This window comes from Streptomyces sp. CCM_MD2014 (genome assembly GCF_000772045.1).
In the GTDB taxonomy this organism is placed as follows: Bacteria; Actinomycetota; Actinomycetes; order Streptomycetales; family Streptomycetaceae; genus Streptomyces; species Streptomyces salinarius.
Map to the genome: position 1 here is coordinate 5,992,371 of NZ_CP009754.1, position 22,761 is coordinate 6,015,131.

At 73.5% G+C, this 22,761-nt stretch carries 14 protein-coding genes, 3 tRNA genes and 1 pseudogene; 12 read left to right on the forward strand and 6 right to left on the reverse strand.

What is annotated here, in order from left to right; all coding sequences use genetic code 11:
* Positions 1 to 78 precede the first annotated feature (78 nt).
* The gene (locus NI25_RS26740; protein ID WP_061444881.1) at positions 79 to 765 is read right to left on the reverse strand and encodes a SanA/YdcF family protein; all 687 of its coding nucleotides are present in this window, start codon (positions 763 to 765) and stop codon (positions 79 to 81) included.
* Between the two features lie 164 nt (positions 766 to 929).
* Here NI25_RS26740 and NI25_RS26745 point away from each other — a divergent pair, with 164 nt between their 5' ends.
* The 5 genes and pseudogenes from NI25_RS26745 (at position 930) to NI25_RS26765 (ending at position 7,912) form a co-directional block, all read left to right on the forward strand.
* Positions 930 to 1,769: a sirohydrochlorin chelatase gene (locus NI25_RS26745; protein ID WP_199561033.1), complete on the forward strand. Its 840-nt coding sequence runs from the start codon at positions 930 to 932 to the stop codon at positions 1,767 to 1,769.
* Positions 1,770 to 1,828: 59 nt separating this feature from the next.
* Complete coding sequence (locus NI25_RS26750; RefSeq protein WP_061444882.1) at positions 1,829 to 3,103, forward strand: deoxyguanosinetriphosphate triphosphohydrolase; 1,275 nt, start codon at positions 1,829 to 1,831, stop codon at positions 3,101 to 3,103.
* Positions 3,104 to 3,283: 180 nt separating this feature from the next.
* Complete coding sequence (locus tag NI25_RS26755) at positions 3,284 to 4,549, forward strand: NAD(P)/FAD-dependent oxidoreductase (protein WP_061444883.1); 1,266 nt, start codon at positions 3,284 to 3,286, stop codon at positions 4,547 to 4,549.
* Between the two features lie 111 nt (positions 4,550 to 4,660).
* Complete coding sequence (dnaG, locus tag NI25_RS26760; RefSeq protein ID WP_061444884.1) at positions 4,661 to 6,586, forward strand: DNA primase; 1,926 nt, start codon at positions 4,661 to 4,663, stop codon at positions 6,584 to 6,586.
* 124 nt (positions 6,587 to 6,710) lie between these two features.
* Positions 6,711 to 7,912, forward strand: a pseudogene (locus tag NI25_RS26765) (RNA polymerase sigma factor).
* Positions 7,913 to 8,229: 317 nt separating this feature from the next.
* On the opposite strand, the gene NI25_RS26770 reads toward NI25_RS26765, so the two are convergent.
* The 4 genes from NI25_RS26770 to NI25_RS26785 all read right to left on the reverse strand — a co-directional run bounded on the left by NI25_RS26770 (position 8,230) and on the right by NI25_RS26785 (position 13,842).
* The gene (locus NI25_RS26770) at positions 8,230 to 10,158 is read right to left on the reverse strand and encodes an ABC transporter ATP-binding protein (RefSeq protein WP_061444886.1); all 1,929 of its coding nucleotides are present in this window, start codon (positions 10,156 to 10,158) and stop codon (positions 8,230 to 8,232) included.
* Positions 10,158 to 11,891, reverse strand: coding sequence for an ABC transporter ATP-binding protein (locus NI25_RS26775; protein ID WP_061444887.1), 1,734 nt, complete (start codon positions 11,889 to 11,891; stop codon positions 10,158 to 10,160). The genes NI25_RS26770 and NI25_RS26775 overlap by 1 nt, the downstream gene beginning before the upstream one ends.
* 148 nt (positions 11,892 to 12,039) lie before the next feature.
* Complete coding sequence (locus NI25_RS26780) at positions 12,040 to 13,488, reverse strand: xylulokinase (protein ID WP_061444888.1); 1,449 nt, start codon at positions 13,486 to 13,488, stop codon at positions 12,040 to 12,042.
* A gap of 48 nt (positions 13,489 to 13,536) precedes the next feature.
* Positions 13,537 to 13,842, reverse strand: a complete 306-nt coding sequence (locus NI25_RS26785; protein ID WP_061447115.1) for a YtxH domain-containing protein — start codon at positions 13,840 to 13,842, stop codon at positions 13,537 to 13,539.
* Between the two features lie 150 nt (positions 13,843 to 13,992).
* Between NI25_RS26785 and NI25_RS26790 the strand changes: the two genes are divergently transcribed.
* The 3 genes from NI25_RS26790 (at position 13,993) to NI25_RS26800 (ending at position 14,415) form a co-directional block, all read left to right on the forward strand.
* Positions 13,993 to 14,065: transfer RNA gene (locus NI25_RS26790), tRNA-Asn, on the forward strand.
* Between the two features lie 5 nt (positions 14,066 to 14,070).
* A tRNA-Asn gene (locus tag NI25_RS26795) sits at positions 14,071 to 14,143 on the forward strand.
* Between the two features lie 198 nt (positions 14,144 to 14,341).
* Positions 14,342 to 14,415, forward strand: a tRNA-Ile gene (locus tag NI25_RS26800).
* Positions 14,416 to 14,512: 97 nt separating this feature from the next.
* Here NI25_RS26800 and NI25_RS26805 read toward each other — a convergent pair.
* Positions 14,513 to 15,559, reverse strand: a complete 1,047-nt coding sequence (locus tag NI25_RS26805; protein ID WP_061444889.1) for a mannose-binding protein — start codon at positions 15,557 to 15,559, stop codon at positions 14,513 to 14,515.
* Between the two features lie 291 nt (positions 15,560 to 15,850).
* Between NI25_RS26805 and NI25_RS26810 the strand changes: the two genes are divergently transcribed.
* The 4 genes from NI25_RS26810 to NI25_RS26825 all read left to right on the forward strand — a co-directional run bounded on the left by NI25_RS26810 (position 15,851) and on the right by NI25_RS26825 (position 22,469).
* Positions 15,851 to 16,519, forward strand: coding sequence for a type VII secretion system-associated protein (locus NI25_RS26810; protein WP_078884906.1), 669 nt, complete (start codon positions 15,851 to 15,853; stop codon positions 16,517 to 16,519).
* A 188-nt stretch (positions 16,520 to 16,707) separates the two neighbouring features.
* Positions 16,708 to 17,847, forward strand: coding sequence for an RICIN domain-containing protein (locus NI25_RS26815; protein WP_233520779.1), 1,140 nt, complete (start codon positions 16,708 to 16,710; stop codon positions 17,845 to 17,847).
* A 75-nt stretch (positions 17,848 to 17,922) separates the two neighbouring features.
* Positions 17,923 to 21,237: a right-handed parallel beta-helix repeat-containing protein gene (locus NI25_RS26820; RefSeq protein WP_061444890.1), complete on the forward strand. Its 3,315-nt coding sequence runs from the start codon at positions 17,923 to 17,925 to the stop codon at positions 21,235 to 21,237.
* Positions 21,234 to 22,469 (forward strand): S8 family serine peptidase, encoded by a 1,236-nt coding sequence (locus NI25_RS26825; RefSeq protein ID WP_061444891.1) that lies wholly within the window; start codon positions 21,234 to 21,236, stop codon positions 22,467 to 22,469. The genes NI25_RS26820 and NI25_RS26825 overlap by 4 nt, the downstream gene beginning before the upstream one ends.
* Positions 22,470 to 22,761 lie beyond the last annotated feature (292 nt).

A 22,761-nucleotide genomic window follows, 5' to 3' on the forward strand; every position in this document is an offset into this window, starting at 1 on the left:
TACGCGACCGGGCGGCGCGCTGTTACACCGCGGGGACGGCGACCTCCCCGCCGTCCCCGGTGCACCGTGAGGGGCGGCTCATCCCGCGTCGGCGAGCGCCCGGGCCACCCCCGGCTCCCGCGGCCCGAGGAAGTGCGGGTCCGGCTCGAAGACCGCGTCCAGCGCCGCCTTGCCCGCCGCGAGGATCTCCCGGGCGCCCCCGTAGTACCAGGTCACGTCATGCTCGTCGTCGACCCCCACGCCGTACGACGCCACCCCCGCCTCCTGGCACAGCGCCACCGCCCGCCGGATGTGGAAGCCCTGGCTGATCAGCACTGCCCGGTCGACGCCGAAGATCTTCTTCGCGCGGACGCAGGAGTCCCAGGTGTCGAAGCCCGCGTAGTCGCCGACGATGCGCCCGTCCGGGACGCCGTGCCGGACCAGGTAGGCGCGCATGGCGTCCGGCTCGTCGTACTCCTCGCGGCTGTTGTCCCCGGTGACCAGCACCACCTCGATCCGCCCCGCCCGGTACAGCCGAGCCGCCGCGTCCAGCCGGTGCGCGAGGTACGGCGACGGCTCCCCGTCCCACAGCCCGGCGCCGAAGACGACCGCGACCTCGGTGTGCGGCACGTCGGCGGTGGTGCGCAGCCGGTCGTCGGTGACCAGGCGCAGCCACGCCGAGGGCAGCAGCGCCAGCACGCATCCGGCCGCGACCGCCTGGACCAGCCGCCGCCGCCCGGTGCGGGTGCGCGGCAGCCGTGGTCTGCGAAGTCTCGGGCGGCGCATCGGACGGTTCCCTCCCCGGTCGGTTCCTGCCACCGAGGACGCCCCGACGGGCCGTCCGGTTCGCCGGCCGCTCACGGGGACGGCCCGGCGCCGTGTGAACCGACGGAAAACCCCCGTGACACCCACGCAACGAGGAGGCAACGTCCGCCCGCCACCCTCGACGCATGACGGCGACGACAGTGACGGGCAACAGGGACACAGCGACCCCGGGCGGCACCCCCGCCCTGGTCGTCGTCGCCCACGGCAGCCGCGACCCGCGCGCCCTGAGCACCGTGCGGGCCCTCCTCGACCGGGTTCGCGCCCTGCGCCCCGCCCTGCCGGTCCACCTCGGCCACATCGAGCTGAACGAACCCCTGCTCCCCGGCACGCTCACCGCGCTCGGCGACGGGGAGGCGGTGCTCGTCCCCCTCCTCCTCGGGCGGGGCTACCACGTCAAACGGGACATCCCGGACATGGCCGCCGCCTCCCCGGCCCGCACCCGCGTGGCCGCCCCGCTCGGCCCGCACCCCCTCCTGGTGGACGCCCTGCACGCACGTCTCACGGAGGCCGGCTGGCCCGCACGCCCGGCCCCGGACCACGCCGTCGTCCTCGCCTCCGCGGGCTCCCGGGACCCGGAGTCCCGCGCCGACACGTCCCGCACGGCAGCCCTCCTCGCCGCCCGCCTCGGCGTCCCGGTCGTCCCCGCCTACGCCTCGGCGGCGACCCCGACGGTCCCGGAGGCCATCCGCACGCTGACGGCCCGGGGCCACCGCCGCATCGCCCTCGCCTCCTGCTTCACGGCCCCGGGCCGCTTCGCGACCCAGTGCGCGGCAGCGGCCCCGTGGATCGCATCGGCCCCCTTGGGCACCCACCCGTCGATGGCCCGCCTCCTGCTCCACCGCTACGACCGGGCACGTGGAGCCGGCGGCGAGGCGAACGCACCCGAAGGGGCGCGGGACTGCTTCGATGTGCGGCTCCGCCGAGGGGCGCGACCAGTCACGCCGCACGCCGCACTCGCCCGGTAACCGCACCGGGCAGACGAGCAGGCCCCCGCCTGTCACACCTTCCCCTTACTGTTCATGACATGGAAGGCACCGCACCCCCCACCCCGTACGACCCCACGTCAGCGGCCCGCTACGCCCCCGAACCAGACAAACGCCCCGGCCGCACCGCCTTCCAACGCGACCGCGCCCGCATCCTGCACTCCGCCGCGCTGCGGCGCCTCGCCGGCAAGACGCAGGTCGTCGCGCCGGGGGAGGGCAGCCCCGTCTGGGACGCCAGCCCGCGCACCCGCCTCACGCACTCCCTCGAGTGCGCCCAGGTCGGCCGGGAGCTGGGCGCCGCCCTCGGCTGCGACCCGGACCTCGTCGAGGCGGCCTGCCTCGCGCACGACCTGGGCCACCCGCCCTTCGGGCACAACGGGGAGCAGGCGCTCAACGCGTTCGCCGAGGACTGCGGCGGCTTCGAGGGCAACGCCCAGTCCCTGCGCCTCCTGACCCGCATCGAGCCCAAGCGGTTCACCGAGACCGGCTCCGTCGGCCTCAACCTCACCCGCGCCACGCTCGACGCCGCCACCAAGTACCCCTGGCCGCGTGGCGCCCACCCCACCGACCCGGCCTCGCCCAAGTTCGGCGTGTACGACGACGACCGGCCCGTCTTCGAGTGGCTCCGCCAGGACGCCCCCGGCGCCCGCACCTGCTTCGAGGCCCAGGTCATGGACTGGTCCGACGACGTGGCGTACTCCGTGCACGACGTCGAGGACGGCCTGCACGCCGGTCACATCGACCCGAACTGCCTGCTCGCCGACCCCGAGCGCGAGGCCGTGTTCGACGCGGCCGTCGGACGCTACGTCCCGGCCGGCACCGACCACGCCGAACTCGCCGCCGCCCTCGACCGGCTCCTCGCCCAGGACTGGTGGCCGCACGGCTACGACGGCTCCGCCGTCGCCCAGGCCCGCCTCAAGGACGCCACCAGCCAGCTCATCGGCCGCTTCTGCCTGGCCGCCGAGGCCGCGACCCGGGCCGCGTACGGGGGCGGCCGGCTCACCCGGTACACCGCCGAGCTGGTCGTCCCCCGCGAGACGCGCATGGAGTGCGCCGTCCTCAAGGCGGTCGCCGTCCGGTACGTCATGCAGCGCACCGAGCAGGAGCGGCTCCGCGCCGACCAGAGGATCGTCGTCGCCGAACTCGCCGAGGCGCTGACCGCCCGCGCACCGGACGGGCTCGACCCCCAGTTCCGCGCCCTGTTCGACCGGGCCGGCGACGACCGGGCACGCAAACGGGTGATCGTCGACCAGATCGCCTCCCTCACCGACGCCTCGGCCCGTTCGCTTCACGCCCGTCTGACGGGGCATCCATGAGACTGGCGGCGGGACGGGTGTGACCCGGCGGTGCTCCGTGCGCCCGAAACGCGGTACGACGCGGTGCTCGGGCGGTCGGAACGCGGCAGGTCGTGGCCTGAACGGGTCCTTCCCCCTTCCCGCACCACGCCACGTGCGGGACGCTCGCATGTGGCGGCACCCTGACGAGGAGGCAGACAAGTGGTCGACGCGGATCAGACATTCGTCATCGTCGGAGGCGGCCTGGCGGGCGCGAAGGCGGCCGAGACGCTCCGCACGGAGGGCTTCACCGGCCGGGTGATCCTCATCTGCGACGAACGCGACCACCCCTACGAGCGCCCGCCGCTGTCCAAGGGCTACCTCCTCGGCAAGGAGGAGCGCGACAGCGTCTTCGTGCACGAGCCCGCCTGGTACGCCCAGCACGACATCGAGCTGCACCTCGGCCAGACCGTCGTCGCGATCGACCGCGCCGCCAAGACCGTCCACTACGGCGACGACGGCACCCACGTCAGGTACGACAAGCTGCTCCTGGCGACCGGCGCCGAACCCCGCCGCCTCGACGTCCCCGGCACCGACCTGGCGGGCGTCCACCACCTGCGCCGCCTCGCCCACGCCGAGCGGCTCAAGGGCGTCCTCGCCTCGCTGGGCCGGGACAACGGCCACCTCGTGGTCGCCGGCGCGGGCTGGATCGGCCTGGAGGTCGCGGCGGCGGCCCGCGAGTACGGGGCGGAGGTCACCGTGATCGAGCCGGCCCCCACCCCGCTGCACGGCGTCCTGGGCCCCGAGCTGGGCTCCGTCTTCGCCGAGCTGCACGAGGCGCACGGCGTCCGCTTCCGCTTCGGCGTCAGGCTGACCGAGATCGTCGGCCAGGACGGCATGGTGCTGGCCGCCCGCACCGACGACGGCGAGGAGCACCCCGCCCACGACGTGCTCGCCGCGATCGGCGCCGCCCCGCGCACCGCGCTCGCCCAGGCGGCGGGCCTGGAGATCGCCGACCGCGCGGCCGGCGGCGGCATCGTCGTCGACGCCGACCTGCGCACCTCCGACCCCGACATCCACGCCGCCGGTGACGTCGCCTCCTTCCACCACGCCCTCTTCGACACCCGCCTGCGCGTGGAGCACTGGGCCAACGCCCTGAACGGCGGCCCGGCCGCCGCCCGCGCGATGCTCGGCAAGGGCCTCGCCCACGACCGCGTGCCCTACTTCTTCACCGACCAGTACGACCTGGGCATGGAGTACTCCGGCTGGGCGCCGGCCGGGTCGTACGACCAGGTGGTGATCCGCGGGGACGCCGCGAAGCGCGAGTTCATCGCCTTCTGGGTCAAGGAGGGCCGGGTGCTGGCCGGGATGAACGTCAACGTGTGGGACGTCACGGAGCCGATCCAGCAGCTGATCCGCTCGCAGACGCGGGTGGACACGGAGGCGCTGGCGAACCCGCACGTATCGCTCGAAAGCCTCGTCGCATAGCTGTCGTACCGTCGCCGACCCCCGATTCCCGGGGGCCGACCCCCGGACCCCTGGCCGGGAGGCCGGTCACCGCGGCGGAGGAGTGTCGGCGCCGCCCCGTAGAATTCACGCGTGGCAGGACGGATCAACGACGAGGACGTGAAGGCGGTACGGGACGCGGTCCCGATCGACGCCGTCGTCTCGGAGTACCTCCAGCTGCGCAACGCGGGCGGCGGCAACCTGAAGGGGCTGTGCCCCTTCCACGACGAGAAGTCCCCGTCCTTCCAGGTCAGTCCGAGCAAGGGGTTCTTCCACTGCTTCGGCTGCCAGGAGGGCGGCGACACCATCACGTTCGTGATGAAGATCGACCACCTCACCTTCTCGGAGGCGGTCGAGCGCCTGGCCGCCCAGGCGGGCATCACCCTGCGGTACGAGGAGGGCGGCTACAACCCCTCCCACCAGCGCGGTGAGCGCATCCGCCTGGTCGAGGCCCACAAGATCGCCGCCCAGTGGTACGCGGAACAGCTCGCCACCAGCCCGGAGGCGGACACCGGCCGCTCCTTCCTCGCCGACCGCGGCTTCGACCAGGCCGCCGCCGAACACTTCGGCGTCGGCTACAGCCCCCAGGGCTGGGACCACCTCACCCGCTTCCTGCGCGGCAAGGGCTTCAGCGACAAGGAGCTGCTGCTCTCCGGCCTCTCCCAGGAGGGCCGCCGCGGACCCATCGACCGCTTCCGCGGCCGGCTGATGTGGCCCATCCGCGACATCGGCGGCGACGTCGTCGGCTTCGGCGCCCGCAAGCTCCACGAGGCGGACAACGGCCCGAAGTACCTGAACACCCCCGAGACCGCGATCTACAAGAAGTCCCAGGTCCTCTACGGCATCGACCTCGCCAAGAAGGACATCGCGAAGGCGTCCCGCGCCGTGGTCGTCGAGGGCTACACGGACGTCATGGCCTGCCACCTCGCGGGCGTCACGACGGCCATCGCGACCTGCGGCACCGCCTTCGGCGGCGACCACATCAAGATCCTGCGCCGCCTCCTCATGGACAACGGCTCGGCCCGCGTGATCTTCACCTTCGACGGGGACGCGGCCGGCCAGAAGGCGGCCCTGCGCGCCTTCGAGGACGACCAGAAGTTCGCCGCCGAGACCTACATCGCCATCGCCCCCGACGGCATGGACCCCTGCGACCTGCGCCTGGCCAAGGGCGACGAGGCGGTCGCCGACCTGGTCGAGCCGCGCACCCCGCTCTTCGAGTTCGCGCTGCGCCAGATCGTCTCCCGCTACGACCTGGACACCCCGGCCGGCCGCGCCGCGGCCCTCGACGAGGCCGCCCCCGTCGTCGCCCGGATCAAGAACAGCGGCGCCCAGCACGAGGTCGCCGTGCAGCTCGCCGGCATGCTCGGCATCCTCGACACCCAGTTCGTGGTCCGGCGGATCTCCCAGCTGGCCCGCTGGGCCCGCGACCGCGGCGGCAAGGGCCCCGCCCCCGACCAGCGCCATCGCGGCGGCGCCCCGCACCAGCAGACCGGACCCGCGACGACCGCCCCCCGCGGCCCCGCCCTCAACCTCCGCAACCCGGTCTTCGCCACCGAACGCGAGCTGCTCAAGCTCGCCCTCCAGCGCCCCGAGCTGGTCTCCCCGGCCTTCGACGCGTACGGCGTCGACGAGTTCACCGCCCCGCCCTACGCCGCCGTACGCGAGGCGATCCTGGAGGCCGGCGGCGCCGAGTTCGGCGTCCAGGACCCGCAGGACTACCTGGTCCGGGTCCGCGAGGCCGCCCCCGACGACGCCGTCCGGGCCATGGTCACCGAACTCGCGGTCGAGGCGATCATGCTGCACCGCGGCGTGAAGGGCGTCGACGAGGTCTACGCAGGCGCCCAGCTCGTCACGGTCCGCCGCCGCGCCGTGGAGCGCCGCATCCGCGACATCACCGGCCGTCTCACCCGCCTCTCCAACCACGGCGACCCCGCCGAACTGGCCGCCGTGCAGAACGAGCTGTGGGTCCTCCAGCAGTACGACCAGAACCTGCGCGAACACGGCGCCGCCGCGCTCTAGGACGGGCCCGCGGAACACTCGCGGGTAACCCGTCGGTCACGGCCCGGACGCAAAAAGTCACCGCACGCCCCTCGTGGCGGCGATGTGTCGTACCCCACACTGGGGGCGGTACCTGAGTGCACGCGTGCGAGGCGGACGACGGCCGGTGAGCCGGCTCCGCCCCCGACGTACCGCCGCCGGCCTCCGCCGGCCGCGTCCATCCTGGAGGTCGCCCCCGTGCAGACCCAGACCCTCACCCAGACCGACACCGGTGCCGGCGGTGCGGAGCCGGACGCGGAGCGCGTCACGCTCGTCGCGATGCCGGCGCAGCCCGGCGCCGGAGCGGCCGTGCGCCACCCCGGCGGCCCCGCGGACGCTCCCGCGGACCTCACCGAGCCCGCCGAACCGCCGCCGCCCACCCGAACGGAGTCCGGCGGCCCCTCCGCCGACCTGTTCCGGCAGTACCTGCGCGAGATCGGCCGGATCCCGCTGCTCTCCGCCGCCGAGGAGGTCGACCTGGCACGGCGGGTGGAGGCCGGCCTGTTCGCCGAGGAGAAGCTGCGGCACACGCCCGGCCTGGACGACCGTCTCGCCCTCGACCTCGACCGGCTCGTCGTCATGGGCCGCGTCGCCAAGCGCCGCCTGATCGAGGCCAACCTGCGGCTCGTGGTGTCGGTGGCCAAGAGGTACGTCGGGCGCGGGCTGACCATGCTGGACCTGGTCCAGGAGGGGAACCTGGGCCTGATCCGCGCCGTCGAGAAGTTCGACTACGCCCGCGGCTACAAGTTCTCCACCTACGCCACCTGGTGGATCCGCCAGGCCATGTCCCGCGCCCTGGCCGACCAGGCCCGCACCATCCGGGTCCCCGTCCACGTCGTGGAGCTGATCAACCGGGTCGTGCGCGTCCAGCGCCGGATGCTCCAGGAACGCGGCTACGAGCCGACCCCGCAGGAGGTCGCCGCCCACCTGGACCTGCCCCCGGAGCGGGTCGGCGAGGTGCTGCGCCTGGCCCAGGAGCCGGTGTCGCTGTACGCCCCGGTCGGCGAGGAGGAGGACGTCGCCCTCGGCGACCTCATAGAGGACGGCGACGCCGCCAGCCCCGTCGAGTCGGCCGCGTTCCTGCTGCTGCGCCAGCACCTGGAGGCGGTGCTCTCCACCCTCGGCGAACGCGAACGCAAGGTCGTCCAGCTCCGCTACGGCCTGGTCGACGGCCGCCCCCGCACCCTGGAGGAGATCGGCCGCCTCTTCGGCGTCACCCGCGAACGCATCCGCCAGATCGAGTCCAAGACCCTCAACAAACTCCGCGACCACGCCTACGCGGACCAGCTGAGGGGCTACCTGGACTGACCCGCGGGGTGCGCCGTCGCCCCCGCCGCCGCTGCGGGCAGCCGTGCCTCCCCCCGTGCCTGAACGCCCTGGGAGGTACCCCCAGGGCGGCACGGGTGGGCGCAGCGGCACCCCGACGCCGGGCAACGGCTCAGGGCCTGTCCGGCGGATCATGCCCCGGACGCGGGGCCCGGCACGCGCGTCCGCGGCGTTGTCGTCGGTTGCCGACGCTCCGCGTCGACGCCCTCCTCCGCCTTGCGGCTGCACGCACCAGACCCCGCTCACCGGCGTCGACGAGGTGCCGTGCCTGTCCTGCGACCTGATCCGCCGGACAGGCCTTAACCCACCTCGGCCACAGCCTCCGCGAACTGCGCCTTGTACAGCCGCGCGTAGGCACCATCCGCGGCCAGCAGCTCCGCGTGTGCCCCCTGCTCCACGATCGCCCCGTCCTCCATCACGAGGATCGTGTCCGCGTCCCGGATCGTCGACAGCCGGTGCGCGATCACGAAGGACGTCCGCCCGTGCGCGAGCTTCGCCATCGCCTTCTGGATCAGCACCTCGGTGCGCGTGTCCACGGACGACGTCGCCTCGTCCAGCACGAGGATCACCGGGTCGGACAGGAACGCCCGCGCGATGGTGATCAGCTGCTTCTCACCCGCGCTCACCCCCGTGCCCTCGTCGTCGATCACCGTGTCGTAGCCGTCGGGCAGCGTCCGTACGAACCGGTCGGCGTGCGCGGCCCGCGCGGCCTCCTCGATCTCCCCGCGGGTGACCTCCCGCGAGGCGCCGTACGCGATGTTCTCCGCGATGGTGCCGCCGAACAGCCAGGTGTCCTGGAGCACCATGCCGATGCCGGCCCGCAGCTCGTCCCGGGACATCTTCGCGATGTCGACGCCGTCCAGGGTGATCCGCCCGCCGGTCACCTCGTAGAACCGCATCAGCAGGTTGACCAGGGTCGTCTTGCCCGCGCCCGTCGGCCCGACGATGGCGACCGTGTGGCCCGGCTCCACCTTCAGCGACAGGTCCTCGATCAGGGGCTTGTCGGGGTCGTAGCGGAAGGAGACGTGGTCCAGCTCCACCCGGCCGCGCAGGTCCTCGGGGCGGGTGCCCGGGATCGGGTCCGCCGACTGCTCCTCGGCGTCCAGCAGCTCGAAGATCCGTTCCGCCGACGCCACGCCCGACTGCACCAGGTTCGCCATCGACGCGACCTGCGTCAGCGGCATCGAGAACTGCCGGGAGTACTGGATGAAGGCCTGCACGTCGCCGATGGACAGCTGGCCCGAGGCCACCCGCAGACCGCCGACCACCGCGACCAGCACGTAGTTCAGGTTGGACACGAACATCATCAGCGGCTGCATGATCCCGCTGTTGAACTGCGCCTTGAACCCGGCCTCGTACAGCGCGTCGTTCTGCTCGGCGAACTGCTTCGCCGACTCCTCCTGCCGCCCGAACACCTTCACCAGCGCGTGCCCGGTGTACATCTCCTCGATGTGCGCGTTCAGCGCACCCGTCGAGCGCCACTGCTGCACGAACTGCGGCTGCGACCGCTTGCCCACCCGCGTGGCCACCACGAAGGACAGCGGCACGGTCACCAGGGCGACCAGCGCCAGGATCCAGGAGACGTAGAACATCATCGCCAGCACGCCGATGATGGTGAGCAGCGAGTTGATCAGCTGGCCCATCGACTGCTGGAGCGTCTGCTGGATGTTGTCGATGTCGTTGGTCGCCCGGCTCAGCACCTCGCCGCGCTGGCGCTTGTCGAAGTAGGACAGCGGCAGCCGGGACAGCTTCGTCTGCACCTGCTCGCGCAGCCGGAACATGGTCCGGTTGACCGTGCGGTTGACCAGTCGCGTCGCCACCGCCATCAGCAGACCGGCCACCGCGAACGTCGCCAGCGCCAGGAGCAGCACCTCGCCCACCGCGCCGAAGTCGATGCCCTGCCCCGGGGTGAAGTCCGTGCTGCGGAGCATGTCGGCGACGTTGCCGTCACCATGCTCGCGCATGGACTCCAGGACCTGCTCCTTCGTGGCCCCGGACGGCATGTCCCGCCCGACGATGCCCGCGAAGACCAGGTCGGTGGCCCGGCCGAGGATCTTCGGCCCGACCACGTTGAGACCGACGCTGACGACCACGCACGCCAGCAGCGTGAACAGCGTCGCCCGCTCCGGCCGGAACTGGGCGACGAGCCGTTTGCCCGACCCCTTGAAGTCCATCGAACGCTGGTCGGGGCCGCCCCCGGCCATCATGCGACCCGCAGGCCCGGCCATCAGGCAGCCTCCGCTTCCGTGAGCTGGGAGAGCACGATCTCCCGGTAGGTCTCGTTGTCCGCCATCAGCTCGTGGTGCCGGCCCACGCCGACCACCCGCCCCTCGTCCAGCACGACGATCCGGTCCGCGTCCCGGATGGTCGCCACCCGCTGCGCCACGATGACCACCGTCGCCTCGGCGGTCTCCTCGGCCAGCGCGGCCCGCAGCGCCGCGTCGGTGGCGTAGTCGAGGGCGGAGAAGGAGTCGTCGAAGAGGTAGATCTCCGGGCGCTGGACCAGCGTCCGTGCGATGGCGAGGCGCTGGCGCTGACCGCCCGACACGTTGGTGCCGCCCTGGGAGATCGGCGCGTCGAGCCCGCCCTCCAGCTCGGAGACGAACTCCTTGGCCTGCGCCACCGCCAGCGCGTGCCACAGCTCCTCGTCGGTGGCGTCCGGATTGCCGTACCGCAGGTTGGTCGCGACGGTGCCGGCGAAGAGGTAGGGCTTCTGCGGCACCAGGCTCACCACCTTGGCCAGCGTCTTCGGGTCCACGGTGCGCACGTCCACGCCGTTGACCAGCACCTCGCCCTCGGTGGCGTCGAACAGGCGGGGGACCAGGCCGAGCAGCGTCGACTTGCCGCTGCCGGTCGAGCCGATGACGGCGGTCGTCTCGCCCGGCTTGGCCACCAGGCCGATGTTCCTGAGCACCGGCTCCTCGGCGCCCGGGTAGCGGAAGCCCGCCTCCCGGATCTCCAGGTGTCCGTGCCGGCGCAGCTCGGTGACCGGCGCCACCGGCGGCACCACACTGCTCTCGGTCTCCAGGACCTCCTGGATGCGCTCGGCGCACACCTCGGCGCGCGGCACCATCATGAACATGAAGGTGGCCATCATCACGGACATGACGATCTGCATGAGGTAGGCGAGGAACGCCGTCAGGTCGCCGATCTGCATCCCGCCGCTGTCGATCCGGTGGGCGCCGAACCAGACCACCGCGATCGAGGACAGGTTCACCACCGTCATGACCACCGGGAACATCAGCGCCAGCAGGTTGCCGGTGCCGAGGGACACCTCGGTCAGCTCGGTGTTGGCCTTCCGGAAGCGCTGCTGCTCGTACTCGTCGCGCACGAAGGCGCGGATGACGCGGTTGCCGGTGATCTGCTCGCGCAGCACCCGGTTCACGGTGTCCAGGCGCACCTGCATCTTCCGGAACAGCGGGCGCAGCTTCCGCACGATCAGCGTGACGCAGATCGCCAGCACCGGCACGACCCCGAGCAGCACACCGGACAGCGGCACGTCCAGGCCGAGCGCCATCACGATGCCGCCCACGCACATGATGGGCGCCGACACCATCAGCGTGAACGTCATCAGGGCCAGCATCTGGACCTGCTGCACGTCGTTGGTGGTCCGCGTGATCAGCGAGGGCGCGCCGAACTGGCCCACTTCACGCGCCGAGAAGGACTGCACCCGGTCGAAGACGGCACCGCGCACGTCCCGGCCGAGGGCGGCGGCGGTGCGCGCGCCGTAGAAGACGGCACCGATGTTGCAGACCACCTGGGCCAGCGAGATGCCGATCATCAGGGCGCCGTAGCTCAGGATGTAGCCCGAGTCACCTTCCACGACGCCGTTGTCGATGATGTCCGCGTTCAGGGTCGGCAGGTAGAGGGAGGCGCAGGTCTGCAGGAACTGCAGCGCCACCAGCAGGGCGATGGGTTTCTTGTAGGGCCTGAGATAGGTCCGCAGTAGTCGTATGAGCACACTGAGTCTCTCGGAGTCGGCGACAGGGGCCGCGGTTGGTTGCCCCTGGCCCCTATCGTCGAACACTCCACCCGCGTTACCTCAACCGATTAACCCAAGAGCGCGGCAAATTCCGGCCCACGAGCGGTCATGAGGGATCCGGCCCGCCTCACAGCGCGCCCGGGTGCGTCTGCTCGCGCACCGACACGAACTGCTGGCGCACCGCCTGTCCCACCGCCAGCTCCTCGCCCGGCTCGAGCACCTGCGCCACCGCGCCCTGCCAGGCCGGGGGAGTGCGCGGGTCCAGCGTGCCCTGGGAGACGCCGAGCGCCCAGGCCGCCTGCCGGGCCGAGCCGATCGCCGCGTAGTCCGCCGGCTGCGGTACGACGACCTGCGTGCCGAACAGCGCGGGCGCCGCCGCCTGCACGGCCGGCAGTTCGGCCGCCGCGCCCAGCAGGAACACCCGCCGGACGTCCACGCCCCGGAACCGCAGCACGTCCAGGGCGTCCGCGAGACCGCACAGCATGCCCTCGAACGCGGCCCGCGCCAGGTGCTCGGGCTTCATCGACTCGCGCCTGAGGCCGGCGAGCGTCCCGGCGGTGTGCGGCAGGTTCGGCGTCCGCTCGCCCTCCAGATAGGGGAGCAGCACCAGGCCGTGCGACCCGGGGGTCGACTTCATCGCCAGCTCTGACAGGCTCTCCAGGTCCGGCACGCCGAGCAGTTCGGCGGTGCCGCGCAGGGTCCGTACGGCGTTCAGGGTGGTGACGACCGGCAGGTGCATGCCGGTCGCGTCCGCGAGGGCGGTGATCATCCCGGACTGGTCGACGAGCGGCTCGGTGTGCACGGCCATCACGGAGCCGGAGGCGCCCAGCGACACCACGGCGTCGCCCAGGCCGATCCCGAGCCCGAAGGCGGCGGCCTGGGTCTCGCCGGTCCCGGCGGAGATCAGCAGACCCTCCGGCGTCGTACCGGCCGCGTCGGACGGGCCGATCACCTCCGGCAGCATCGCCTGGTGCCCGAGCGCCAGCTCCACCAGGTCGGGCCGGTAACCGCCGGTCGCCGCCGACCAGTACCCCGTGCCCGAGGCGCCGCCCCGGTCGGTGGTCCGGCGCACGGGCCGCCCGAGCAGCTGCCACACCAGCCAGTCGTGGGCCTGGAGCAGTACGGCGGTCCGCGCGGCGGCCTCCGGCTCGCTCCGCACCAGCCAGCGCAGTTTCGTCACCGGCTGCGCGGTCTGCGGCACCGAGCCCACCGCCTGCGCCCACGCCTCGCGCCCGCCGAGCGCGTCGATCAGGTCGGCCGCCGCGACCTGCGAGCGCTTGTCGCCGCCGACCATGGCCGGGCGCACGGTGTTGCCCTGCGCGTCCAGCGGCACGACCGAGTTGGCCTGCGCCGACACGCCGATGGCCTGCACGCCCTCGAGGAGCCCGCCGCCGGCCGCCTCCCCGAGGGACAGCAGCCAGGCCTGCGGATCGACGTCCGCGGGCCGGCCCCCGCCCTCGGGGCTCTCCAGCGGATGCGGCGCGTAGCCCTGGCGCAGCACGGCACCCGTGTCCGAATCGCAGACGACGATACGAGTGAAATCGGGCGAACTGTCCAACCCGGCGACTATCCCCATACCCGAAATTCTGCCGCACCGGGTGCGGTGGCCGTACCGCCCGGGGGCTCAGGTGTTGCTCGTGCCCCAGTCGTCCGGACCGCTGCCGTTCGTGCCGCGCTCCCGCAGCGAGCGGACCCGGTGGGCCACCGAGTCGGGCATCCGGTCACCGACCTTGTCGCTCACCACGTGGTACGCCTTGTCGGCGAAGTGCCTGCCCTGCTGGGCCGCGGACTCCGCCGTGTTGCGCACGGCCGGGTTCTGCGCGACCTGCTGCGCGGACCTCCGCAACTGCTCGTAACGCTCCCGCCCGGCCTTCGTGCCGAGCACGTAACCCACCGCTAGTCCGACGACGAACGTGAGCCGGTAACGCATGGCGGCCACCCTTCCCTTCACTGGCTCCGGGGGTGCTGGCGAGTACCGATTGGCGGAGCACCCCCCTGCTTGCGCTAATGTATGTGTCGCAGCGAGCGCGCGCCCCCTGGCGAATACCCAGGCCGACACGTTCGATGCGACACGAGACATTCCTCGGTAGCTCAATTGGCAGAGCAGCCGGCTGTTAACCGGCAGGTTACTGGTTCGAGTCCAGTCCGGGGAGCTCGGTCCTCCGTAGCTCAATTGGCAGAGCAGCCGGCTGTTAACCGGCAGGTTACTGGTTCGAGTCCAGTCGGGGGAGCACCGTGAACGAGGACCCTCCGGGGTCCTTTTTCATGTGCCCTCATGTCCGTCCCGCGTCTCGGGAACCATGCGGCACGCTGCGGAGTCCTCAAGGTCATGAAGGCAGCCGTGGAAGCCGACCATCCGAGGCAGGAGATCGTATGAGCGGCTATGCTGCGGCAGACGGCGCGTACACGTGTACGCGACACGCCGCTTTGGGGCGGTAGCTCAGCCGGTTAGAGCAGCGGACTCATAATCCGTCGGCCGTGGGTTCGAGTCCCACCCGCCCCACCCAGAAGAAACGTCCTGAGCAGCGGAGGGTCGCTGTTCGGGGCCGAGCCCGCCGGGGGCCCCGCCCGCGGGTGCGGCGGCGGGGCCCGGCCGTGGGTCAGGTGGACCAGACGACGGTGCCGTGGTGGGAGATGACCACCTTGCCGTCCTTGCGCAGGATCAGCTCGGCGCCCTCCTTCCCCCAGGTCTGGGAGGCCCAGATCGGGCGGTCCGCGCCGTTGTGGATGACGAGGTTGCCGTCGCCCTGGAAGATCGCGCGATGGTTCTCGCCGAACGTCATCGACGCCCAGATCGGCTTGTCCTTCTCGTTGTAGACGACCAGGTTGCCGTCGGGCTGCATCACCATGCGGATGCGGTTGGTGGTCCAGGCCTGGTTGACCTCCAGGACGCTCACGGCGCGGACCGTCGCGGTCGTCCAGTTCGGCGTCGGCGTGGCCTTCGGCTTCGGTTTCGGCTTGGGCTTCGGCGCGGCCTTCTTCTCCGGCGCGCTCGTCGCCGGCGCGGGCTCGGGCGCCGGAGGCGGGGCGACCGCCTTCACCGGTTCGCTCGGCTTCGGCTTCGGCTTCTTCTCCGTCGGGCTCGGGCTCGGCTTCTCCGCCACGTAGTCGTCCAGGGCGGCGCCCGCCGAACCCGGGTCCAGCACGGTGTCCGAGTCCTCGGCGGTCAGCTCCTTGGCGCTGCGCGGCCGCTCGTCGCTCTCCGCACCGCCCGCCAGCAGCAGCGGTACGGCTATCAGGGCGGCCCCGAGGATCCCGGCCACGGCCAGCACGGGCTTGCGGGGGCGTCCGCCGTCGACGCCGGTGGCGGTCGTGACCGGTGGCGCCGCGACGGCGGCGGCGACGGCCGTGCGCCTTGCGGCCGCCTCCGGTCCGCTAGCCCCGGCGGCGGCCGCCGCAGCCGGGGACTCCTCGCGGGTCTCGCCGGTGTCGGCGGCCTTGGCGGTCTCCCGGGCCGATGCGGTCTCACCGGTCTCGGCGGTCTGCGCGGGGGTGTCCGGGGCGGGTGCGGTCGCCGCGGTGGGCTGCTGCTCCTCCGCCCGGGAGGCGGGGGCGGCCGACGGCGGGGCGTCAGGGGAAGGGGAAGAGGAAGAAGGGGGCGAAGCCGGCGTCGAGTTCGTGCCGGAGGCGGGCTTCTGCGAGGACATGGGATGTCTCCTTGGGGGCGGAGCGCGGCGGATCCGACGGCGTACCGGCGTACCGAACATAGCCCGTACCGGAGCGAGATGGTCCCCCGTCCCGGCAATGCCGTCGGTCGCTATGTCCCGGCGCGGGAAACTGCTCCTGCAACGTCCCCGGACCGGGCAGCGAACGGGCACGTGAGAGGCCTGTTCGGGCATGTCTCGGCCCGCCCCCCGCGCAGGTCGTTGTGGCATTCTGTTCGCGCCGACCGATCAACGTCGGTTCACAGGACCGAGAGTTCAAGAGTTCAGGTGGACATGCGGCCCGGAGAACAGAGGGAGGCCCCGCCGGCCCCGTCGCCCCCGTCGTCCGGTGCCGTCGAGGCCGACGGCACCCCCGCGATACCCGAGGCCGTCCGTGCCGCGGCCCGGCAGGCGCCGGGGCACTGGATCGGCGTGGTGGACCCGGAGTGGCCCGAGGACCGGACCCCGCCGGAGTGGGCGGTACTGGGGGAGTGGCGGTCCGGCGACGAGGGCGACGTCGGCACCTACCGCGCCAACCCCGCGTACCGGCCCTCCGCCCGCGCCCTCGGCTGGCCCGAGCCCACCGACCCGGTGGACGCGGCGGCCCAGCGGGCCGCCACCGGATACGGTTCCGTGGACGAGGCGCTCGCCGCACTGGCGGCGGCCGAGGTCACCGTCGTGGCCGGGCCGGACGGCGCCCCGCTGGTCGCCCAAGGCCGGGACGGAGACCCGGTGGTGCTGGTGTTCACCTCGCCGACACACGCGTTCATGTCCGCCACACTTCGTCATGCGACCCTCCCCGCCCGGGAGCTGACCCGTTCCCTGGCCGGTTCCCCCACCCTCTCGCTGCTGGTCAACGCCGGTGCGGTCGCCCCCCTCCTCGTCCCCGCGGCCCGCGTTCCGGTGGACGGTGGCGAAGACCCGGCAGCCCCCTTGACGCCCACCTCGGGGAGGTACCCGTGAAGCGTTCGACGCGGCAGCCCGCCGCCGCTCCCGCTGCGCGCGCGGAGTCCGTCTCCCACGGCGAGCGGAGTTCCACCGCTGCCTCCGATCCCCCTGCCACCGCCAGGGCGGACGGCGCCGCTTGCGGTGCCGGCGCGGAACCGTCGCCCGGAACGGAGAAGCCCGGGGGAACGGAGAAGCCCGGGGCCGTGGCGGCCACGTCGGCGGACGCGGCCGGTTCCTCGGCGCGGGGAGCGGAGCACGAGTGCGCGGCCGCCGCGTCGGCGCCGGAGGCGGAGCACGAGCCGGTGGCCCTGGCCGCAGAGGCGCCCGCGGCGGACTCCGGCGCCCGGCCCGGTACCGGCACGCGAACACACATCGACTCCGACTCCGGAGTCGATGCCGGCGGTGCCTCCGCGGCCAAGAGCCGGCTGCCGCTGCTCGTGCGGACCATGACCGCCACCGCCATCGACAGGCCCGACGACGCGGTCAGGCAGGTGGGACGGCCGGGCCGGGCCGTGCTGGCGGCCGCGGCGATCGGTGGCGCGCTGCTCGTCTCGGTGCCGTTCCTGCTGCTCGGGCCGGACGACGGCGACAAGGAGGACAGGGCGGCGACGACCGCGGCGACGGTCCTCGGCGGGGGCCGGGAGGAGGAGACCGGCGAGTTCACGGTCAGCTCTCCCCGGGCCGGGGCCGAGGACCCGGCGGACGGCGAGGAGTCCGAGACGCCGAAGGCGCCGCCGGGACCGAAGACGGACCCCGGCGGCACGGAGAAGGACGCCCCGGACGAGGACGCCGAGAAGGACAAGAAGGCGGCGGAGGACAAAGCGGCGGAGGACAAAGCGGCGCGGGAGAAGGCGGCGCGGGAGAAGAAGGACGCGGCGAAGACCTCGCAGCAGGACTCCGGGGACTCCGGCAAGGGGGGCGCCGAGAACACGGGCAAGGCCCCCACGGGGCCGGCCCTCGGCTTCCCCGTGTCGTTCCACAGCCACCTCTCCGGCCGCTGCATCGACGTGCCCGACGGCAGCTTCACCGACGGCCAGGCGCTGTGGATGTGGGACTGCAACAACGGCGACGCGCAGAAGTTCCGGTTCGCCTCCGACGGCACGGTCCGCACGCAGGGGCTGTGCCTGGACGTGGCCGGTGCCGTCTTCGCCAACGGCACCACCATCCAGCTCGCCGACTGCACCGGCGTCGACGCGCAGAAGTTCGTGCTCAACGAGGCGCACGACCTCGTGAACACGGCCGTGGGCATGTGCGTCGAGATCGAGGACCACGACCACAACGCCCGGGCCCGTGTGCAACTGTGGACCTGCACGGGGCTGGACAACCAGAAATGGAGCGTCTGAGCAGGCAGGCGGTCGTCCGTCCCCCGGTTCGCCCGGGTCCTGCCCAAGACGCAGACTGAGCAAGGAGGTTCGCGCGTGTCGCGCCAGGTACTGTCGGTCGGCCCCGACGACCGGGACCGTTTCCGGACGATCGGTGAGGCACTCGCTGCGGCTCGTACCGGCGCGCTCATCAGCGTCCGGCCGGGGACGTACGCGGAGAACCTCGTGATCCACACCCGGGTCACCCTCACCGCCGCCGAGGGGCGGGGCACCGTGGAGATCCGGCCCCGGTCGGGCAGCGTCGTCGCGTTGCGCGCCGACGCCGTGATGCTCTCGGAACTGACCCTGCGCGGCACCGACGCCGAGGCGCCCGCCGTGGACGTACGACGCGGCCAGGCCGCGCTCGACGGCTGCGAGATATCCGGTGCCGCCTGGACGGCGCTGCTGGCCGGCGGCACGGGGTCGCTGGCGCTGCGGGACTGCCGGGTGAGCAACTCCCAGGGCGCGGGCATCGTGGTCACCTCGGCCACACCGACCACCGTGGAGAGCTGCACCCTCGAACACCTCGGCACCAGCGGCCTGGTCGTCGCCGAGCAGGGCGAGGCCCGCGTCCGGGGCTGCACGGTGCGCGACGCACGCGGCAACGGCATCCTCGCCAACGGCGACGCCCGCGGCTCGGTCGAGGACTGCGACGTCTCCTCCACCGACAAGCCGTCCCTCGCCCTGGAGGGCGACTCCGCGCTGACGGTCAGCCGCACGGTCGTGCACGACACCAGCAACGGCGTCCACCTGAGCAGCGGCGGCCGTACGACGCTGGAGGACGTCCGGATCACCGGCGCGTCCGGCACCGGCGTCACCCTGGCCGCGGGCACCGACCCGGTGCTGCGCCGCTGCCGCGTCTCCCGTACCCGGGGCCACGGCGTGGTCGTCACCGACCGGGCGCGGGGCACCTTCGAGGACTGCTGGGTGGACGGCGCCCAGGGCGTGGCCCTGCGGGTCGCCGGGGCGGCCTCCCCGGCGCTGACCGGCCTGACCGTCCGCGACTGCGCCGAGACCGGCGTGCTCCTGGAAGAGGACGCGGCGGCCGAGCTGGACCGGCTGGAGGTCATCGGGGGCGCCCCGGCCATCGCGCTGCGCGCCGGGGCCAACCCGCTGCTGCGCCGGGCCCGCCTCGTGGAACCGTCGGGCGACGGCATCACCGCCACCAGGGAGGCCCGCGGCCGCATCGAGGACTGCGAGATCGTGCGGCCGGGCGGCTCGGGCGTGCGCGCGGCGGGCGGCAGCACCCTGTACCTGGCCGGCGGCGGCGTCTCCGACGCCGTGGACAGCGGCCTCGTACTGGAGGACGGGGGCAGCGTCACCGTCCGGGACTTCCGCGTGGAGAACCCCGGTGCCGAAGGCGTCGTCGTCGACTCCGGGGGCGAACTGACCGCCAACCGCACCTCGGTCCTCACCCCCCAGGGCCACGGCGTGCTGCTGCGGGAGGGGGCCATCGCCTCGCTCAGCGGCTGCGAGGTGGCCGGCGGGGCACAGGACGGCTTCCGGGTGGAGACCACCGCGCCGGTCTCCCTCGTCAACTGCCTCGCGCGGGAGAACCAGGGCGGCGGCCTGGTCCAGACCGCCCCCGGCGAGAGGCTCGCCGTCGAGGGACTCACCAGCACCGGCAACGGCAAGCGCGACGCGTGGGGATCGGGCAGCGCCGAGAACACCGACCCGGCGGGCTCGGGCGCCGCCGACGGACCCGCCCGGGACCGGCCCGACGGCCCGCTGGGCGCCCTGAACGCGCTGATCGGCCTGGACAACGTCAAGGAGCAGGTCCGAACGCTGGTCAACCTCACCCAGCTCGCCCAGCGCCGCGAGCAACTCGGCATGTCGGCACCGCCGATGAGCCGCCACCTGGTCTTCACCGGCCCGCCCGGCACCGGCAAGACCACCGTCGCCCGCCTCTACGGCGCGATCCTCGCCGAGCTGGGGTCGCTGCGCGACGGACACCTCGTGGAGGTCTCGCGCGCCGACCTCGTCGCACAGGTCGTCGGCGGTACGGCGATCAAGACCAGCGAGACGTTCGAACGCGCCCTGGGCGGTGTGCTGTTCGTCGACGAGGCGTACACCCTGACCTCGGACAGCGGGCACGGCGGCGCCGACTTCGGCCGGGAGGCCGTGGACACGCTGCTGAAGCTGATGGAGGACCACCGGGACGAGGTGGTCGTCATCGTGGCCGGCTACACCGACGAGATGACCAAGTTCCTCGCCTCCAATCCCGGCCTCGGCTCGCGCTTCTCCCGCACGGTCGAGTTCGAGAACTACACCGTGCCCGAACTGGTCGCGATCATGGAGAGCATGTGCGCCGCGCACCAGTACGAGCTGGGCGAGGGCACCGCGGCCGCCCTGGCCGCGCACTTCGACGCGATGCCCCGGGACGCCGGCTTCGGCAACGGTCGGGCCGCGCGCGGCGTCTTCGAGGAGATGGTGGACCGGCAGGCGGTCCGGCTCGCCACGCTCCAGCAGGTCGGCGAGCGCGACCTCAGGCTGCTGCTGCCGGAGGACGTCTCCGCGGCCGCCGCAGAGCAGAGCGCCGGGACCGCCGTACCGGAGAACGACCCGCTGACCCGCCTCGGCGACATGGTCGGCCTCGCCGAGGTCAAGCGCGACGTCACGGACCTGGTGAACCTCATCACCACGGCCCGCCACCGCGCCGCCGCGGGGCTGCCGGTGCCCTCGCTCAGCCACCACCTGGTCTTCACCGGCCCGCCCGGCACCGGCAAGACCACCGTCGCCCGGCTCTACGGCGAGATCCTCAGCCAGCTGGGCATCCTCCCGCGCGGCCAGCTGGTCGAGGCGGCCCGCGCCGACCTGGTCGGCCGGTACATCGGACACACCGCCCAGCTCACCCGGGAGGTCTTCGAACGGGCCCGGGGCGGCGTGCTCTTCATCGACGAGGCGTACACCCTCACCCCGCGCGGCGGCGGCAACGACTTCGGCCAGGAGGCGGTCGACACGCTGCTGAAGCTGATGGAGGACCACCGCGACGACGTCGTGGTCATCGTCGCCGGCTACACCGACGAGATGGAGCGCTTCCTCGCCTCCAACCCCGGCCTGGCGTCGCGCTTCCCGCGCCGGATCGCCTTCGCCGACTACTCCTCCGAGGAACTGGTCACCATCGTGCGCGCCCAGGCCTCCGCCATGGGCTACGAGTGCGGTCCCGGCACCGGGCCGCTGCTGCGGGAGTACTTCGACTCGCTGCCCCGCGACCAGTCCTTCGGCAACGCCCGGCTGGCCCGGCAGGTGGTGGAGTCGATGGTCACCCGGCAGGCCGGGAGGCTCAGTTCGCTCGCGGCGCCCACCCTCGACGACCTGCGGGTCCTGCTGCCCCAGGACGTCACCGCGGCGACCGCGAAGGCGGCCCGGTGAGGCGCCGCCGGCCGGGCGCGGTCCGTCCGCTGTGCGGCCTCGCGCTGTCCGCCGTCCTGCTGCTTCCGACGGCGGCGCCCGCCCTGGCGGATCCGGCGCCGGCGGTGCCCGCCGCCGACGGCGAGCGGCAGGGGCTGCCGCCGATGCCCTCCGCGCTCGACCCCGACGCGGACGCCGTGGAGTGCACCGCGGCCTCGCGCGAGAAGGCCGGGAAGCAGGACTGGTCGCGCCAGCGCCTGGACCTGGCCCGGGTGCGCCGGCACGGCGACGGGGCGGGGACCACCGTCGCCCTGGTCGACACCGGCGTCCGGGCCGGTGCCGCCGGGCTCGGCGACCGGGTCACCGCCCGGGGATCCGCCGGTGACGACTGCGTCGGACACGGCACCTTCCTCGCCGGGCTGATCGTGGGGGAGGGCTGGGGCAGCACGCGGCTGCCCGGCGTCGCACCGGGTGCGAGGCTGCTCGCCCTGCGCGGCACCGACGAGCGCGGTACGCCCGACGCCGCGCTGGTCGCACGGGCGGTGCGGGACGCGACCGCCGCCGAGGCGGACGTGATCGCGGTCGGGGTGGCCCTGCCCAAGCGTGACAAGGAGCTGACCTCGGCGGTCGCCGACGCCCTCGACGCCGGTGCGGTGGTGGTCGCCGCCGCCACCCCCGACCCGCCGACCGCCAACGCCACACGGGAGACACCGGCCCGCACCTACTACCCCGCGGGTGAGCCCGGCGTCCTCTCCGTCGCCGACATGCTGCCCAGCGGCGCCCGCCCGGGCGACGCCCTGCCCACCGACGGCGTCGACCTGGTCGCGCCCGGCGCCGGGGTGGTCTCCGGCGGCCCGCGCGGCAGCGGCCACTACCTGGGGGCGGGGGCGTCGGTGGCCGCCGCGTACGCCGCCGGGACCGCCGCGCTGCTCCGCGCGGCCCACCCGGACGAGACCCCCGGGCAGATCAACCACCGGCTGACGGCCACCGCCTACCCGGCGGACGTCCCGCAGCTGGACGCCTACGCCGCCGTCACCACCGTCCTCGACGACGCGGACGCCGCCGCCCCGGCGCGCACGGAGGCGGAACCGGTGACCGTACGGGACACCGCCGCCGCCGACCGGGTCGCGGACCGCGCCACCGTCTTCGTGCTCCTCGGCACCGCCGGAGTCCTCGCCGTGCTCTGGGCCGTCGTAGCCCTCCCACGCGCCCGTGCCCGCGGCTGGCGCCCGGCGGACCCGGCCCGGGACTGAGCACCGGCGCCGCTCCCGCCCGGTGGAGGCGTGCGGGACCGTGCGGTGAGCGGTGTCGGCCGGGTGTCGTCCTGGCTCTCCGGCGGTGGTGTCGTGCGGGTGTTTCCGTGCCGGTACGTCCGGCTGTCGCGCGTCCGGGCTCGCGGCTGGCGCCCGGCGGACCCGGCCCGGGACTGAGCACCGGCGCCGCTCCCGCCCGGTGGAGGCGTGCGGGACCGTGCGGTGAGCGGTGTCGGCCGGGTGTCGTCCTGGCTCTCCGGCGGTGGTGTCGTGCGGGTGTTTCCGTGCCGGT